This window comes from Alcanivorax sp. (genome assembly GCF_017794965.1).
Lineage (GTDB): Bacteria > Pseudomonadota > Gammaproteobacteria > Pseudomonadales > Alcanivoracaceae > Alcanivorax.
Window position 1 is genome coordinate 2,529,442 of record NZ_CP051240.1, and the last position, 15,453, is coordinate 2,544,894.

General features: G+C 60.3%; 11 protein-coding genes. 5 read left to right on the plus strand and 6 right to left on the minus strand.

What is annotated here, in order from left to right:
- From HF945_RS11080 to HF945_RS11095, 4 genes are all read right to left on the minus strand, one after another.
- Entirely contained in the window at nt 1-1,041 is a 1,041-nt protein-coding gene (locus tag HF945_RS11080) for an aminopeptidase (RefSeq protein ID WP_290522667.1), read from the minus strand.
- A 1-nt stretch (nt 1,042) separates the two neighbouring features.
- The gene (yeiP, locus tag HF945_RS11085; protein ID WP_290522668.1) at nt 1,043-1,609 is read right to left on the minus strand and encodes an elongation factor P-like protein YeiP; all 567 of its coding nucleotides are present in this window, start codon (nt 1,607-1,609) and stop codon (nt 1,043-1,045) included.
- A gap of 229 nt (nt 1,610-1,838) precedes the next feature.
- Nucleotides 1,839-2,624, minus strand: coding sequence for a lysophospholipid acyltransferase family protein (locus HF945_RS11090; protein WP_290522669.1), 786 nt, complete (start codon nt 2,622-2,624; stop codon nt 1,839-1,841).
- Nucleotides 2,625-2,673: 49 nt separating this feature from the next.
- On the minus strand, nt 2,674-3,558 hold the full coding sequence (locus HF945_RS11095; RefSeq protein WP_290522670.1) for a GNAT family N-acetyltransferase: 885 nt from the start codon (nt 3,556-3,558) through the stop codon (nt 2,674-2,676).
- 430 nt (nt 3,559-3,988) lie between these two features.
- Between HF945_RS11095 and HF945_RS11100 the strand changes: the two genes are divergently transcribed.
- Complete coding sequence (locus tag HF945_RS11100; protein ID WP_290522671.1) at nt 3,989-4,231, plus strand: CDGSH iron-sulfur domain-containing protein; 243 nt, start codon at nt 3,989-3,991, stop codon at nt 4,229-4,231.
- 471 nt (nt 4,232-4,702) lie between these two features.
- On the opposite strand, the gene ppc is transcribed toward HF945_RS11100, so the two are convergent.
- Entirely contained in the window at nt 4,703-7,369 is a 2,667-nt protein-coding gene (gene ppc, locus HF945_RS11105) for a phosphoenolpyruvate carboxylase (RefSeq protein WP_290522672.1), read from the minus strand.
- A 151-nt stretch (nt 7,370-7,520) separates the two neighbouring features.
- On the opposite strand from ppc, the gene HF945_RS11110 reads away from it, so the two are divergent.
- The 3 genes from HF945_RS11110 (at nt 7,521) to HF945_RS11120 (ending at nt 12,189) form a co-directional block, all read left to right on the plus strand.
- A complete protein-coding gene (locus HF945_RS11110) occupies nt 7,521-8,462 on the plus strand; it encodes a GGDEF domain-containing protein (RefSeq protein WP_290522673.1) in 942 nt (313 codons plus the stop codon).
- A 76-nt stretch (nt 8,463-8,538) separates the two neighbouring features.
- Complete coding sequence (locus HF945_RS11115; RefSeq protein WP_290522674.1) at nt 8,539-10,218, plus strand: trypsin-like serine protease; 1,680 nt, start codon at nt 8,539-8,541, stop codon at nt 10,216-10,218.
- A 42-nt stretch (nt 10,219-10,260) separates the two neighbouring features.
- On the plus strand, nt 10,261-12,189 hold the full coding sequence (locus HF945_RS11120) for an acyltransferase family protein (protein WP_290522675.1): 1,929 nt from the start codon (nt 10,261-10,263) through the stop codon (nt 12,187-12,189).
- 174 nt (nt 12,190-12,363) lie between these two features.
- On the opposite strand, the gene HF945_RS11125 is transcribed toward HF945_RS11120, so the two are convergent.
- On the minus strand, nt 12,364-13,383 hold the full coding sequence (locus HF945_RS11125; RefSeq protein WP_290525408.1) for an LLM class flavin-dependent oxidoreductase: 1,020 nt from the start codon (nt 13,381-13,383) through the stop codon (nt 12,364-12,366).
- A gap of 235 nt (nt 13,384-13,618) precedes the next feature.
- Between HF945_RS11125 and HF945_RS11130 the strand changes: the two genes are divergently transcribed.
- Entirely contained in the window at nt 13,619-15,430 is a 1,812-nt protein-coding gene (locus tag HF945_RS11130) for a serine protease (protein WP_290522676.1), read from the plus strand.
- The last annotated feature ends 23 nt before the right edge of the window (nt 15,431-15,453 follow it).

Sequence of the window (15,453 nt, forward strand, 5' to 3'; positions counted from 1 at the left end):
TCAGTTCCCGGAAAGCCCCATCAGGGCGTCCCTGCGTTGTTCATCGGTCAGGTCAGCCAGGTTATCCACCTGCTGCCAGAAGCAGCCCCAGTCACGCTGGCACTGCTCAAGCAGACGGGCGAACCCGGGCACATAGCCATTATAGTCACTGACCCCGTTCAGCTGGGCATTGTTCAACGGCCCATCAAAAAAGCCCTGATAACCGGCCAGCGCCGGGTGTTCGATCTGTTCGCGGGTAAAGCGCTCGCGGGCCTGCTGCTGTATCAGCGCCTTGTCTGCCGCCATCACCGCTTCAGACTGGCCACTGTTATAGAGGGTCTTGAGGGCACTACGGGTGTCCTCGATGATCGCCAGAAAGGCCTGCTCAGCCCGGTCCCGCCGGGCAAGCGCGTCATTGTCCACCGCAATGGCCTGATCGGCCAGAAACGCCAGTGCACCTTCCCGGCCGACCAGCATGGCCAGGGATTCGTTGAAGCGGGTGTCATTGGCGATATAAAGGCGGCGATGGGTCAGTTCGTGGATTAGCAATTCCGCCAGTGCCGGTCGTGAGCGCTGCAGCATGGGGGTCGTCAGGGGGTCGGCAAACCAACCCAGCGTGGAATAGGCAATCGCGCCCCCCACCCAGGTATCCATGCCCTCCCCGGCCAGACTGGCGGCCACTTCCTCCGCCTGCTGGCGCTCGAAATAGCCCCGGTAACTGACACAGCCCAGCAATGGATAGCACCAGGTCTTCGGCGTCAGGGACCAGGCCGGGGCCGCCAGCACATTCCAGACCACCGCATCCTGATCCAGTGCCACATACTGGTGGTAAACCTCCTCGGCGGGCAACGCCAGGTTGTCGCCAGCCCAGGCGATGACCTGCTGGCTGAACGTCAGCTGGGCCGCCAGTTGAGGGGAAGTGTCTGGGTCCGCCAGCACCGTCGCAACCGGCTCACGTTGCTTCATGAGGGCAAAATGCCCACTGACCGCCTGGCTGTAATACCCCAGCTGACAGCCACTCAGCAACAGGGCCAGCACACTCAGGCAAACGAGATGCCGCATCTCAGGCCCGGGACATGAACTTGCGTTCGGCGGTGTTCACCCGCACCTTTTCCCCTTCCACAATGTACTCCGGCACCTGCACCACCAGGCCGGTATTCAGGGTAGCGGGCTTGGTACGGGCAGACGCCGACGCGGCTTTCATGGCGGGCGCAGTCTCAGTGACTTCCAGCACCACAGACGCCGGCAGCTCCAGACCGATCACCGAGTCTTCTACCTTGAGGGCCAGCACGCCTTCGGTCTCTTCGGTAATGAATGCCAGTTCGTCACTGATGTCGTCCTGCTTGAGCAGGTACTGGGAGAAGTCCTCGCTGTCCATGAAGATATAGTCGTCGCCATCCACATAGGAAAACTGCACAGCCCGGCGCATCAGATCCACAGTGGTCACGTCCTCATCGCCCTTGAACCTTTCCTCGTACTTGGGGCCACCGCCCACGGCACTGGCCTTCACCCGATACAGCGTGGCCGCGCCCCGGGCCGAGGGGGACTGCACCTCGATCTGACGGATGGCGTAGAGGGTGCCGTTGACTTCAATAACATCGGATTTCTTCAGTTCACTGGCGCGGGTCATGAAATAGCGTTCCTGAGATTGAGATGCGCCAATGCTACATCAAACCGGGGCGGCAGGGGGGAAGCAGTTGAAAGTTCAAAGTTCAAAGTTGAAACGCGGATCAGGCCAGTGGGTTTTGCAATGCCATGCCCGCGCTCACCGGTAAGGGCGCGGGCACGGCAGCCCAGAACGGCAAAGCCTGCCTCGCGCCTTTTCAACTTTGAACTTTCAACTTTAAACTGCTTGCGACTCAGGATGTCAGCTGCTGGGCGATACGCTCCCGGGCCTGCTCACAGAGACCCTTGCGATCCCCTGCAGCCTTCAACGGCTCACAGAAGTGCAGACGAATACGGATCTCACGGCGCAACAGCATGGCCCAAAGGTGATGATGAAACTCGTCATCGCCCACAAACGCCATGCCTTGATCAGGCGAACCCATGCTGTCCAGGTAGCGAATGGCCAGAGGCTGAATCGGGGTTTTCGAGAGAAGCGGCGCATCGAACAGTTGTGGAAAGAAGCGGCGCAGGCGGGTGCCATCGGTGGTGGTACCTTCCGGAAACACCAGCACGGTATGCCCCTGCTGCAGACGACTGGCAATCTCTTTTGCCTTGCTGACGGATTCACCACTACCACGCTTGATGAACAGGGTGCCCACCGCCCGGGCCAGCTGGCCGATCAGGGGCCACTCTCCCACTTCCGCCTTGGAAAGAAAATAAAGATGACGCTGGCTGGCTATCACCGGAATATCCAGCCAGGACACATGGTTGCTGACCAGAAAGACGCTTCCGCTTTGCGGCGTCCCGGTCACCGTGAGTTCGGCGCCGAGAATGCGCAGGAATCGTTGACACCAGCGCTGCTTGGCCGCCAGTACCCGGGGCTGCTGAGGCGACCAGAAGGCGCCAAGCAGAAATGCCAGGATGAACCCCCAGAGCAAGTGCATCACGATCCGCAACACCCGCCACAAGCGACGCAGCTGCGGCCAGCTGCCACTATCCACATCGGGGTGGGTGCCGACGCTACCGTTGATCTGGCTCATCGCGAGGCCCCCTTCGCTGTCAGCGGTCCACTCTCGAGCATCAACGGATTCATACCGCCTGGGCGGTGTGTGTAGCCGCCAGGCTATCCACCGGTTGCATGAAATGCTGCACGTACCGGGCAGGCAGATCCTTCACATCCATCAGCACAAAGAAATCCAGACAGTTGAAATCCGGATCCCAACACGGCTCACCACAGATCTGTGCCCCCATGCGGACGTAGGCCTTGAGCAACGGCGGCATCTTCATGACCCCCTCGCTGTCGCCCGGCAGCTTTTCCAGCTTGAGGTGAGGAATGACCCGGTGGCCTTCTGCGCTCATATGCTTGTCGGTGATGCGCTGCCAGATACCCGCCACGTTGTAGCCTTCGCCCAGGGCGATGCTGGCGCAGCCCAGCAGGTAGCGAATGTCGTTCTCAATCATGTACTGGGCCAGGCGCGCCCACAGCACCGTGATCACGGCACCATTACGGTGAGCCGGGTGAATACAGGTGCGACCAATTTCCGCCAGCCGCCCTTCCAGCCCATTAAGCATGCGCAGGTCAAACTCACCACTGGAATAGAACCCCCCGGTACGGTGCAGACGATCACCGGGCAGTACCCGGGTGTAACCGACAATCTCACCGCTGTGGTTGTCTTTCACAATCAAGTGCAGGCAATGACGATCATAGCGATCCCGGTCCAGGCCAAAGGGTGCGCTGAAGCTGGCGCCGTATTCTTCAGAGAAAATCCGGTAGCGCATGCGCTGAACCTTGATGATCTCACGGCGGGAGCGGGTGAAGTAGGCGCTAAAGCGACCCTGCTTTTCCGCCTCGTTCAGATCACGCAACTCACGGGGAAAACGCAGAATATCCGCCGTGGCTACAAACGGCTTGGCCAGGGCTCCCTTCAATTGCGGGCTCAGTGCTTTGATCTTTCCTGCAGCTTGCGCAAGCATGACGTACTCCACTGGTATTTTGTCGCAGTGTGGTATCGCGCCGTGGCAAGGTGGTGACGGTTGGGTGACAGTTCAGTTAATGGTTAACAGTGAATAGTGAACAGTTGCGCGTGTGGTGGCGGAAGGGGCGGAAAGCCCGGTGCCCGCGCACCACGGCGGGTGCGGGCTGCAACGGTTTTTTTGTAGGAGTTCCACTGGTGGGACGAACCGAGCGTAGCGAGTACCGAGTTGCGAGTTGCGAGTTGCGAAAATCCAAACCCATGGAAGCGGGAAGGTTTGGCCTTTCGAAACTCGTGACTCGCAACTCGAAACTATTAGCTGCGCTCCCACAAAAAACATCTCCGCATCGTAGGGCGGAAATGCCTCAGGGCATCTCCGCCGTCCAGCCTTTCCGCACCTCCCAAAGCCAATTCAGGAAACAGGATCTCTAATGGACAAACCCGTTGCTACCCGATGGCCTTACCCCTTACCGGTAAAAAAAGGCGAAACCGTTCATTGGTGTTCCTGCGGCAAAAGCGCCAACCAACCCTTCTGCGATGGCAGCCATAAAGGGACCGATTTCAAACCCGAAGCCTTCACAGCCAAAAAGGATTGCATCGTGTTTTTCTGTGGTTGCAAACAAAGCAGAAAAGGAATGGTGTGCGACGGTAGCCACAGCAAGATTAGTGAATAGTTAATAGTGAACAGTTAACAGCGCGCGAGCCTGGGTTGTTGTTGCTTGAAGGGTGTGCGCCGCGGGCAGGATGTTAGCGGGCGGCCGAACGGCGGAGATGCCCTGAGGCATTTCCGCCCTACGATACGATTTAAGCTGTGGGAACGTAGCGCAGCGGAGTAACGCACGGATTGCGGCCCGAAGGGTGAGCGTAGCGAATAACCTGCCTGCAAGCGATCCGAGCGACAGCGAGGGAAGAGAAGCGTGTTGCGAGTAACGAGTTCGATAAGCCAACCCTTCCCGCTTCCAAGGGTTTGGATTTTCGAAACTCGAAACCCTTTACTCGCTACGCTCGATTCGTCCCACCAGTGGAACTCCTACAAAAAAACCGTCACAGCCAGCACCCGCCGTGGTGCGCGGGCACAGCCCTTTCCGCACCCACCACCGTCACCCGCGCAACTGTTAACTATTCACTATTAACTGTTCACTGCTTTAACCGGTGTTACGCAGCCCTGCCGCGATCCCCGCAATAGTTACCATCAACGCACTTTCCAGGGTTTCGTCGCCGTCATGACCACGCAGACGGGCCATGAGTTCGGCCTGCAACAGATGCAGGGGGTCGGTATACGGATCGCGGACGCGGATGGACCAGCGCATCACCGGGTTGTTTTCCAGCAGATCCTCACGGCCGGTAAGCCCTCGCAATGCGGCCACGCAGGCAGTAAGCTTGTCACGCAGCACTTCGCCCAGCGCCAACAAGTCCGCATCGTCCCCCGCCAACCGCTGCTCATACCAGGACGCCACGTTCAGGTCGGCCTTGGCCAGGACCATCTCCAGCATATCCACCACGCCCTGGAAGAACGGCCAGTTGTCGGCCATATCGCGCACCGTGGCGGCCTGGTCGCTGTCCGCCAGCGCCTCCTCAAGCGCACCACCGGTACCCAGCCAGGCGGGCAGCATCAGGCGAATCTGGGTCCAGGCAAATACCCAGGGAATGGCCCGCAGTGAGCTGATGCCGGCATCGGCCTTGCGCCGTGCAGGGCGGCTTCCCAGTGCCAGCCGGGACAGTTCGGTTTCCGGTGTGACCGTGCGCAGGTAGCGCACCAGCTCCGGCTCGTCACGCACCACGCCGCGGTAACCGGCCACCGACACATCGGTGAGCGTCTGCATCTGTTCCCGCCAGGCAGCCTGCGGCGCGCAGGGCGGCAGCAGGGTGGCTTCCAGCGTCGCGGCCACGTATTGGGTCAGGTTGAACACCGCCACGGAGGGACGCCCGTATTTGAAGCGAATCACCTCGCCCTGCTCGGTGACCCGAATACGTCCGGCCACCGATCCCGGCGGCTGGGACAACAACGCCATCCGCGATGGCGCCCCACCACGGGAAATGGACCCACCTCGACCGTGGAACAGGGTGAGCGGAATGCCTTGTTCCGCGAACAGGGCGGTGAGGCTTTCCTGGGCACGATACTGGGCCCAGGCGGCGCCGAGAAAACCCGCATCCTTGGCCGAGTCCGAATAGCCGATCATCACCTCCTGGCCGTTCGCCACCCTTTCCCGGTAAAAAGGAATCCCCATCAGGGCACGCATGGTGTGCTCAGCGCCATCCAGATCCGAGAGGGTTTCAAACAAGGGCACCACCCGCATGGGCTCGCGGACACCGGCGATCTTCTGAAGCAACATCACCGCCAACACATCAGACGGGGTGGTGGCCATGGAAATCACATAGGCCCCCAGGCCCTCACTGCCCTGCTCCGCAATCACCGCACAGGTATCCAGCACCTCGGCTACCTCCGCCGTGCAGGCTTCACTGCTGCGGAAAGCGGCATCAATCAACGGCCGACGGGCCTGGAGTTCCTCCACCAGAAAGGCCTGGCGCTGCGCCTCATCCCACTGGTGGTAACTCCCCAGTTGCAGGTAACGGGTGATCGCATCCAGGGCATCACTGTGGCGGGTGGATTCCTGACGGATATCCAAGCGCAGCAGAGTAATGCCAAAACAGTTGAGGCGACGCAGGGTGTTCTTCAGATCACCGTTGGCGATATCCGCCAGCCCCACTTCACGCAGGGACTGATCGATCAGCCTCAACGGCGCCATCAACTGGTCCCGGAACCAGTAACCCTCACCGTCCGGCTCGGGCTGGTTGTCCACCCGGGACTGCAGTTGACGGCGGGTCAATTTCAGACGGGCGCGTACCTCACGCAACAGGACCCGATAGGGCTCATGGCTGGGGCCGGTCTCGGCGAGCAAGGCATCACTGGCTGATGCCATGGACAGGTCCGCCAGCAGATTCTCGATGTCGCGCAGATACAGATCCGCCGCCATCCAGCGCGCCAGCAGCAAGACCTCGCGGGTCACGTCCGCCGTGACATTGGGGTTGCCGTCCCGGTCACCGCCCATCCAGGATGCCAGCTTCACCGGTGCCCAGTCTGCCGGTGGCAGTGGCAGCCCGCGGTCGGCGAAGTGCATTTCCAGTTGCCGCACCATGTCCGGCACCGCCTGCCACAGGGATTGCTCAATGGTGGCAAAGCCCCATTTGGCCTCATCCACCGGCGTCGGCTTTTCACGGCGGATCTCATCGGTGGTCCAGGCGGCCAGGATCACCCGCCGCAAACGGCCACGCAGAATGCGCCGCTCTTCGTCGTTGAGATCCGAACGATCCAGTTCGCCCAACAGATCGGCCATCTGATCGTACTTGCGAATCAGGGTGCGGCGTGTGACCTCCGTGGGATGGGCGGTCAGCACCAACTCCACGGACAATGTCTGCAAGGTCTGGCACAGCGCGTCGTCACTGACGTCCTCCTGCTTGAGCCGCTCCAGCACATCCAGCAGCCCCTGGTCACCACCGGGGTCACCCGGATAGCGCTGGTGCTGTCGATGCAGACGCTCGCGGTGATGCTGCTCGGCGATATTGCTCAGATTGAGAAACTGGCTGAAGGCCCGGGCCACCTCCAACAACGTGTCGTCATCCAGGGGGGACAACAGGTCCGTGAGGGTAGTCAACGGTGCCCCCTGTTCACTGCGCGTGGCCACGGCGGCCTGCCGGATCTGTTCGATGGTATTGAACAGATCGTCGCCGGCTTGCTGGCGCAGACATTCACCGAGCAGATCGCCCAGCAAACGAACATTGTCCCGTAATGGTGCATTCACGTTGTGATCCACACAGCCTCCTTGAAATGCGCACAAAATATGTCCTGTTATGACAGTTTCGCTGATTCGCATAACAGTTTTAACAAGATTACCCCTCCAGGCATCTTTATTCCTCTGTCAGGCTATCGCAACATAGGCGCCTCAGTGACAGGGACGAAGTATTATGAGCACAACAAGCCGCATCACGTCTGAACAAGGTGTCGTGCTTATGCAGTATCTGGCCAGGGCACTGTTTGCGCTTCTGGCCGTTGCCTACTTCCACAACACGGATCAGTTTTACTTCGCCCTGCCCCAGGCGACCCCCTGGGTGCTTTTCGTTGCCTATGTGGCCATTCAACTTGCCCTGCTGTTCTGGCGGCCCGCCAATGGGGATGTCTTTGCCTCGGCGCTGGATCTGCTCACCCTGGGCATTGTCATGTTGCTGGATACCGGCAACCCGCCCCCAACCATGGCCTTGCTGTTTGTCGCGGTGCTGAGCAACGGGCTGCTGCATGGCCTCAAGCGGTTTTTGATCATGCTGGCTGGCGCCGAGGTGGTGCTGGCCATCGTACTGCCCATCCGGCTCAGTTACGCGTCCAGTCCCGATAGCTCCGCCAGCCTGTTTCTGATGGCCGCCATGAGTATCTGCATGCTCTATTTCGGGCTGATGATCTGGCGCAATCAGGTGCTGGCCCGCGCCGCGCTTGAGGCCACCTGGCGGGACCCGGACACGGACTTCATCAGCCGTGAGGCCCTGGTCAGTACGGCCGGCTGGCTGGTGCCCCTGCATGACCGCATCTCTTCTCCGCTGACGCTGGTATTGATACGCCATGACGCCCTGCCCCAGCTGTCCGATCAGGTAGCACAACGCATCCGTCGCAGCGACGTGGCGGCCCGTTACGATGACACCCAGCTGGCCCTGCTGCTGCCCTGTACGGCCACCGCCGCCGCCGAACAGCTGCTTAATGACTTGCGTGACCGCCATCCGGGCATGCGCGCGGCGCTGATGACCCTGTCAGATGGCGACGTAGCCCTGGAACAGGCGCTCGCCCACCTTGAGCAAAGCATGGCCCGAACCAGCGAAGAAGAAGGCCACTGGCTGGCCCACGCTGCACCGATTCACTGACGACTCAATACACACCTTCACATAACATTGGGGGCGTTCCCGATACACTGCGTGCACACCCTAACCGGTCCGTACCATGCAGTGTTTACGCCTTTTTCTGACCTTGTTCATCGCCCTGTCTGCCTTCTTTCAGACAGGCCATGCGGCGGAGCAAGGCAACGCCACACCGCGCATTGTCGGCGGCCAGAATGCACCAATAGACCGCTGGCCCTGGATGGCACAGCTGGCCATCCAGGATCCCAACCTGAGTGGCGGCTATCTGTTGTGTGGCGCCAGCCATATCAGTACAGGCTGGATTCTCACCGCTGCACACTGTCTGGAATACACCAATGGCGCCCCCGCCGACGCCAGCAATGTCTATGTATTCATTGGCGACACCGAGCGCAACAACAGGCCTACCGATGGCATTCAGGCCCAACAGCTATTGATTCATCGCCAGTACAGCAATCTGAACCATGACCTGGCGTTGATTCGCATACCCGCCCGCGGCAACACCCTGTGGCCCAGCATCATTACACCCGAGGGCGCCAGCGCCCTGGAAACCGCTCCCTTTTCTCAACGGGATGAGGCAATGACCGCACTTGGGTGGGGGGAAACCGGCAATGGACTGAGTAACCAGCTTCAGCAGGTCCAGCTGGATTACATTCCCCGCACCTTGTGCCGGCAGCTGTCCGGATTGACGATTTCAGACTTTGTCATCTGTGCCGCCGAATTGAACCCGGTGAATGGCCGCGATCAGGACAGCTGTTTTGGCGACAGTGGAGGCCCGCTGTTACTGGACCAGGAGGGCACGGCCTGGCTGGCCGGTATCACCAGCTTCGGCGAGCAGACCTGTGCCACCGGCGCCCCGGGCGGCTACACCCACCTGGCGGCAGAAACCGGTGAACTGGAAGCACTGACCGCCTCTGCCGGAGACCCGCTGGTAGACCTGGCGCTGCTCTGGAACCTCACGCCGCCGGCGCGCTATTACAGCCGGCCTGGAAGTAGCCGCTCCCTGGCTCTCACCCTGCGCAACAACGGCAACAACAGCATCAGTGACCCTACCCTGAGCCTCACCCTGACAGGCCAGAGCGTGGCCTCCGCCCAGTGGGACAGCTGTACGGGCAGTCTGCTGGGCAATACCTGCACCCCGACAGACAGCCTTGCAGGCAGCCGTACCCAGTCTTTCACCGTGAACGGCAACAACGGCCAGGATCAGGTAGTGACCATCGATATCCAGGGGCGCGCCAACCAGGAAGATTTTCGTCGCCCCAACAACACCCTGCAGCAAGTGGTGGTGTTCTCCAACCATCCGGACATTGCCCTTGAGGCCCGCCAGACCAGCCAGACCACCGACCGCGCCACTGTCACAGTGACACTGAGCAACCTGTCCACACTGAATGCCGCTACCGGCACCGCCGTGGAATTCAGTTTGCCCAGCGGCATCAGCCTGGCCAATGCCGCTACCCTGGGCTGCACGGGCACCAGCCCCACCCGCTGCCCAATGGGTACTCTGGCCGCCGACACCAGCAAGCGTCTTACCCTGCAACTCGACAACAGCGCCGGCATCAGCCGCACGCTGAACCTGACGGCCACACTCAACGAACGCGACGTGCCCGATGGTGACACCCGCCAAACTGTCAGCGTGAATTACGCCGCCGTCGCCACCAGCACCTTCAACCGCGACGAGAGCAGTGGCGGAGGCGTCCCCATGCCTGCCCTGCTGCTCACCCTCAGCCTGTTGGTCCTGCGCCGCCGGCCTTGTTCCCTGCCCTGACCCCCTATATTCTCCCCGCTTTATCTGTCAGTCGGGGACAACATGGTGGACAGCAAACCGGGCTATCGCGCAGATATTGAAGGCTTGCGCGCACTGGCGGTGATTCTGGTCATCCTCTATCACTTCGAGGTGCCCGGCATCACCGGCGGTTTCATTGGCGTGGACGTGTTCTTCGTCATCTCCGGGTTTGTGATTACCCAGCTACTGCAACGGGCCTTCAGCAAGGGCACCTTCAGCTTCAAGGACTTCTACGCCCGCCGCATTCGCCGTCTGGTGCCCCTGTTTCTGCTGGTCTCCACCGTCACCTTCCTGATGATCTCGCCGTTTTACATTGGCGATGCCTACTACATTTTTGCCAAGAGCTGGCTGTCCTCGCTGATCGGTATCAGCAACCTGTATTACTTCAGTGAGCTGACCCAGTACTTTGCCCCGGAAACCCGCTCCCTGAACCTGTTGCACACCTGGTCACTGGCGGTGGAAGAACAGTTCTACCTGATCTGGCCACTCACGCTGTACCTGGCCTATCGTTTCGGTAAGGGCCGGGAAGGTCACTGGCCCTTCAAGATCACACTGGTGGCTACCTTTGCGCTGTCGGTATACATGGCCAACCAGTGGCCTGCCGCGGCCTATTACCTGCTGCCCGCCCGGCTGTTCGAATTCATGCTGGGCACCGGTGTGGCCCTGTTTGCCTCCCAGCTGCCGAAACTCAAACGCCCCACCGCCGAACTGCTGGCCGTCACCGGCCTGACCATGGTCATTGCCACCGCGCTGCTGATCACCAAGCATGATGTCTTTCCCGGCTTCAATGCCCTGTGGCCTACCCTGGGCACGGCCCTGGTGATCTACGCCGGTCTCCACCAACCGGAGACGGTCAGCGCACGCCTGTTGAGCCTGCCGGTGATGGTCTTTCTGGGAGGCATCTCCTACTCCCTGTACCTGTGGCACTGGCCACCGGTAGCGCTGCTGCACTATCAGCTGGTGGAACTGACCGCCTTGAATCGCACCGCCCTGATGATTGGCGTGTTGATTGTCTCCTGGCTTAGCTATCGTTTCGTGGAGAACCGCTTTCGCCACCGCCCCTGGAGCCTGAAAAAATCTTTCTGGATTCTGGTTTTCACCCCGCTGCTGATCATCTGGGCCATCCAGTCCACCATCCGCATCGCCGATGACCTGAGCTTCCGTATCCCGGAAGAGCGCCGCGAGCTGTACAAGATCATCGCCAACAACAACCCGGCCGATCTCTACAAGCGCTGCTTCAAGGGCGACCCGGTGGCATTCAACACTGGCAAGGCGTGCCTGTTTGGCGAAGAGCCCGTTAACGGTCAACCCAACAGCATGCTGATCGGCGACTCCCACGGCATTGCCCAGATTGGTTTTGTGGAGCAGTTGATTGAAGGCAAGGGTTACTCCCTGCTGATGGTCACCCGTGCCTCCACCCCCTTCCTGCCAACCCGGGTCGCGGAAACCGTCCAGGCCGCCGACCCCACCCAGGTGGCCCGCAACCAGGCATTGAGTGAGTACCTCAGTGAGAGGCCCATGACGGTGTTTGTGGGGGCCTGGTGGAATGCCTATCTGAAGCAGGAAGCCTTCCAGGGGTATTTCCTGGAAACGCTGGACTGGCTGAAAGCGAAAGGTCACACGGTGATCGTGCTGGAGGATGTCCCGGAACTGCCGTCATCGTCCTACGCAGAATGCCTGCTGAAAAGCATGGAGGATTGCGCCATCGATGCCTCGAAAGTGGAGAACAACCTGGCCAACTTCCAGCGTTTTAAGGAAGCGGCCAGGCAACAGCACCCGGACATTATCTGGACCAACCCTCGCAAAGTGCTGTGCAATGAAGCGCGCTGTGAGACTGTGCTCAACGGCATCCCGCTATACCGCGATGAAAGCCACCTGAACAACGTGGGCGCCATCGAAATCGGCAAGGAATATCTCAAGCGCTTCGACAACCCCCTGCCAGATTTACGCTGAGTAGCATCGCGGTCGAACGGCCGCTCCTACATCGCCAAGCGATTCGTGGGAGCGGTGCTTCCACCGCGATAATCGGCCTCACAAAGCGGCTTTGCCACAGGTTTCAAAGAGCGTCCCTCAGTGCCCTCTGTGGTAATTCCGCCTTTGATCCAGCCTTTCGCAACTCGAAACTCGTTACTCGCTCCCGCCTGCGCCCTGAAACTGCGGCAACGACGCCAGAATATCCAGCGCATGACGGCGCTTGGCCGGATCATAAAGATCCACCGTCACCATCAATTCATCCACCTCCACCGTCTCCAGCAGCTGCGCCAGCTGCTCTTCAATGGCTGCGCCATCGCCAAGCAACTGCAGACCGAGAAAGCCTTTCACCCCTGCCTCCTCCTGCGGACTCCACAGCCCGGCCATGCTATTAACCGGCGGCCGCATCCATAACGGCTGCCCCCGGAACAGGGCCAGGATACGCTGATAGCTGGTGGTACTGAGATAACGAGCTTCCTCCACCGTGTCCGCAGGAACAGCCGGCACCGCCAGCATGGCATGTGGCTCGTCCAGTTGTTCAGAAGGCTGGAACTGATCCCGGTATATCCGCAGCGCCTCACGGTAAAGGCGTGGTGCAAAGTGGCCGGCAAAGGCATAAGGCAGCCCCCGCTGCGCCGCCAGTTGTGCGCTGTACAAACTGGAACCCAGCAACCAGATCGGCACCTGGGTGCCCGCCCCCGGAATGGCATTGACCGGATGCGAGGGATCCAGCGGACCCAGCAAACGCTGCAGCTCAGCGACATCCTGGGGAAACTGCTCGGCACCCAACCCTTCCCGTCGCAAGGCCCGCCCGGTCATGGGGTCTGTGCCCGGCGCCCGCCCCAGCCCCAGATCAATGCGCCCCGGGTACAGGTGCTCCAGTGTCCCGAACTGCTCGGCAATCACCAGCGGCGGATGATTCGGCAACATCACCCCACCGGAGCCCACTCGTAGGGTTTGCGTATTGCCGGCAATATGGCCGATCAAGACCGAAGTAGCGGCACTGCTGATGCCCTGCATATTGTGATGCTCGGCCAGCCAGAAACGTTGAAACCCCAGGGACTCCGCATGGCGGGCGTAAGTCACACTGTTGGCCAGCGTTTGGCCCACGCTGTCGCCCTCACGCACAGAGGCCAGTTCCAGCAAGGAAAACGGGACAGGATTGATCAAAAGGATACTCCAGTTTGAACGCAATTCAGGATCATGATCCTCATGTCATGGGGGCATGTCGAGGCCGTTTCCAGTGCCCGCCGATATCCGGTGGCACAGAACAGCTTTCCCCTCTCTCGCGCCAGCAACGAGAGCTTGATCACACTCCCCCGAATTTAGCCGCAAGTGTAGTCAATGTCCTACATTCATAGGACGGAAGGGCAACTATAATCGCAGCCTTGAACGATTTAACGGGGGAACCATGATTCAACGACTCATCATCACACTCACCTTCCTTCTCGCCAGCCAGCTGTTGGCCGCTCAGGAGGCTCAACCCAAGATCATTGGCGGTGAAGACGCCAACAGCCAGTGGCACACACTGGTTGCCCTTATACAGAAACCTCTCAAGGAGCAGGCTGCTGCGGGCGGGGCTCAATACCCGGTCTTCCAGGCGCAGTTCTGCGGCGGCACGCTCTTGTCTGAAAACTGGGTAATGACTGCAGCGCACTGTGTCGAGTCCGGCACCACCTCAGGCAACCCGGCCAATCTGGAAGTGCTGGTTGGCACCCATTCACTGGCCGGCTCGCCGAACAGCGAGTTGTTGCTGCAGGTACAGAGCATTCATCGGCACCCCGGCTACAATGCCAGCACCAGTCGCAACGATATTGCCCTGCTGCGCCTGGCTGAACCGGCAAACCCATCGCTCAGCGACCAGGCGTCGGCCGTCCTCGCCCTGCCCGAGACGGACACCGAGCTGGAAGACGCGGAGTCCTATGATGAGATTCTTACCGCGCTTGGCTGGGGGGTGGTCAGTTACAACACCCCAGACCGAACGGGACCGATCTATGCTCTAGACCTTCAGGAAGTAAATCTCGACTTTGTTACCAACGAAAACTGCCAAGACCTTTACACCGCCAATGCCCCCGGCCAGGACCCGATCTTCAGCACCATGATCTGCGCCAACGAGCCGGAACCCGATGCCGGAGAGGATCCCTTTGGGGAAGACTCCTGCCAGGCTGACAGCGGCGGCCCCCTTTTCCTCAACGGCTCAGGTCCACGTGACGACAATCCGCAATTCGGGATCACCAGCTTCGGTTATGAATGCGGGGACTTCACTCTGCCCGGAGTTTACACCCGTGTTTCCCAGTTCCTGGGCTGGATCGAACAAGTCACCAGCTTCAACGGTATCGAAATGCGCAACCTGACCATCGGCGACGACGATGGCCAGAACCAGGGTATCAATAACTTCCCGATTACCATTCCCGTGGAGAACACCGGCACCCTCAGCGCCACCGGATTCAGCCTGACCATCCAGCATTCCAAGGATATCACCCTGTCCGCCAGCCAAGCTGGCCTGGAGTGCGCATCAGCCAGCAGCACCCTTACCGAGTGCACCTACACGGGGAGCGCTATCGCCGGTGGCAGCACCACCGCGTTGTCTCTTAACGCAGATGACAATGGCGGCCGCAGCACGGGTAGCGAGGCCATGACAGTCACCGTGACGCTGGACAAGCACCGCGACTATCACCGCCTTGATGACAGCGGCACAGTTACACTGTACTTCGGCGAACCACTGCTGCAATTCAGCGCTGAAGCTGTCTGCCTGACGCCGGGGGCGAGTAGTTCACAAATGCGCGTGGAAGCCACGCTGAACAACACCAGCACCCAGATCGATTCCCTGGGCACTCAAGTGAGTGGCACCCTGCCGGAAACCCTGACACTGGTGGGCAAGGCCTCCCCGGCCTGTGACTTCGACAGCGGCGACGTGGTCTGTGAACTGGGAGAAATTGAGGCTGGCGAAGAAGGCAGTACCACCATCGGCGTGACCGCCGATCCCGAGACCATGGAAACCCTGACCCTGGCTCTGGGCAATGACAATGGTCTTGCTGTCGGCTCCAGCCTGTCCGTCGATGTGGAACTGGACTTTACCCGGGAAGATCTTGAGGAATGCCCGGTTATTCCAACCACAACGGCACGCCCCACCACTGGAGGCGGAAGCAGTGGCGGGGGCGGTGCATTCCAACTCCTCACCCTGCTCCTGCTGGGGTGGACCGGGCTGGCCCGCCGCCGGTAGCACCTTTTATCCCCCTCTCCAGT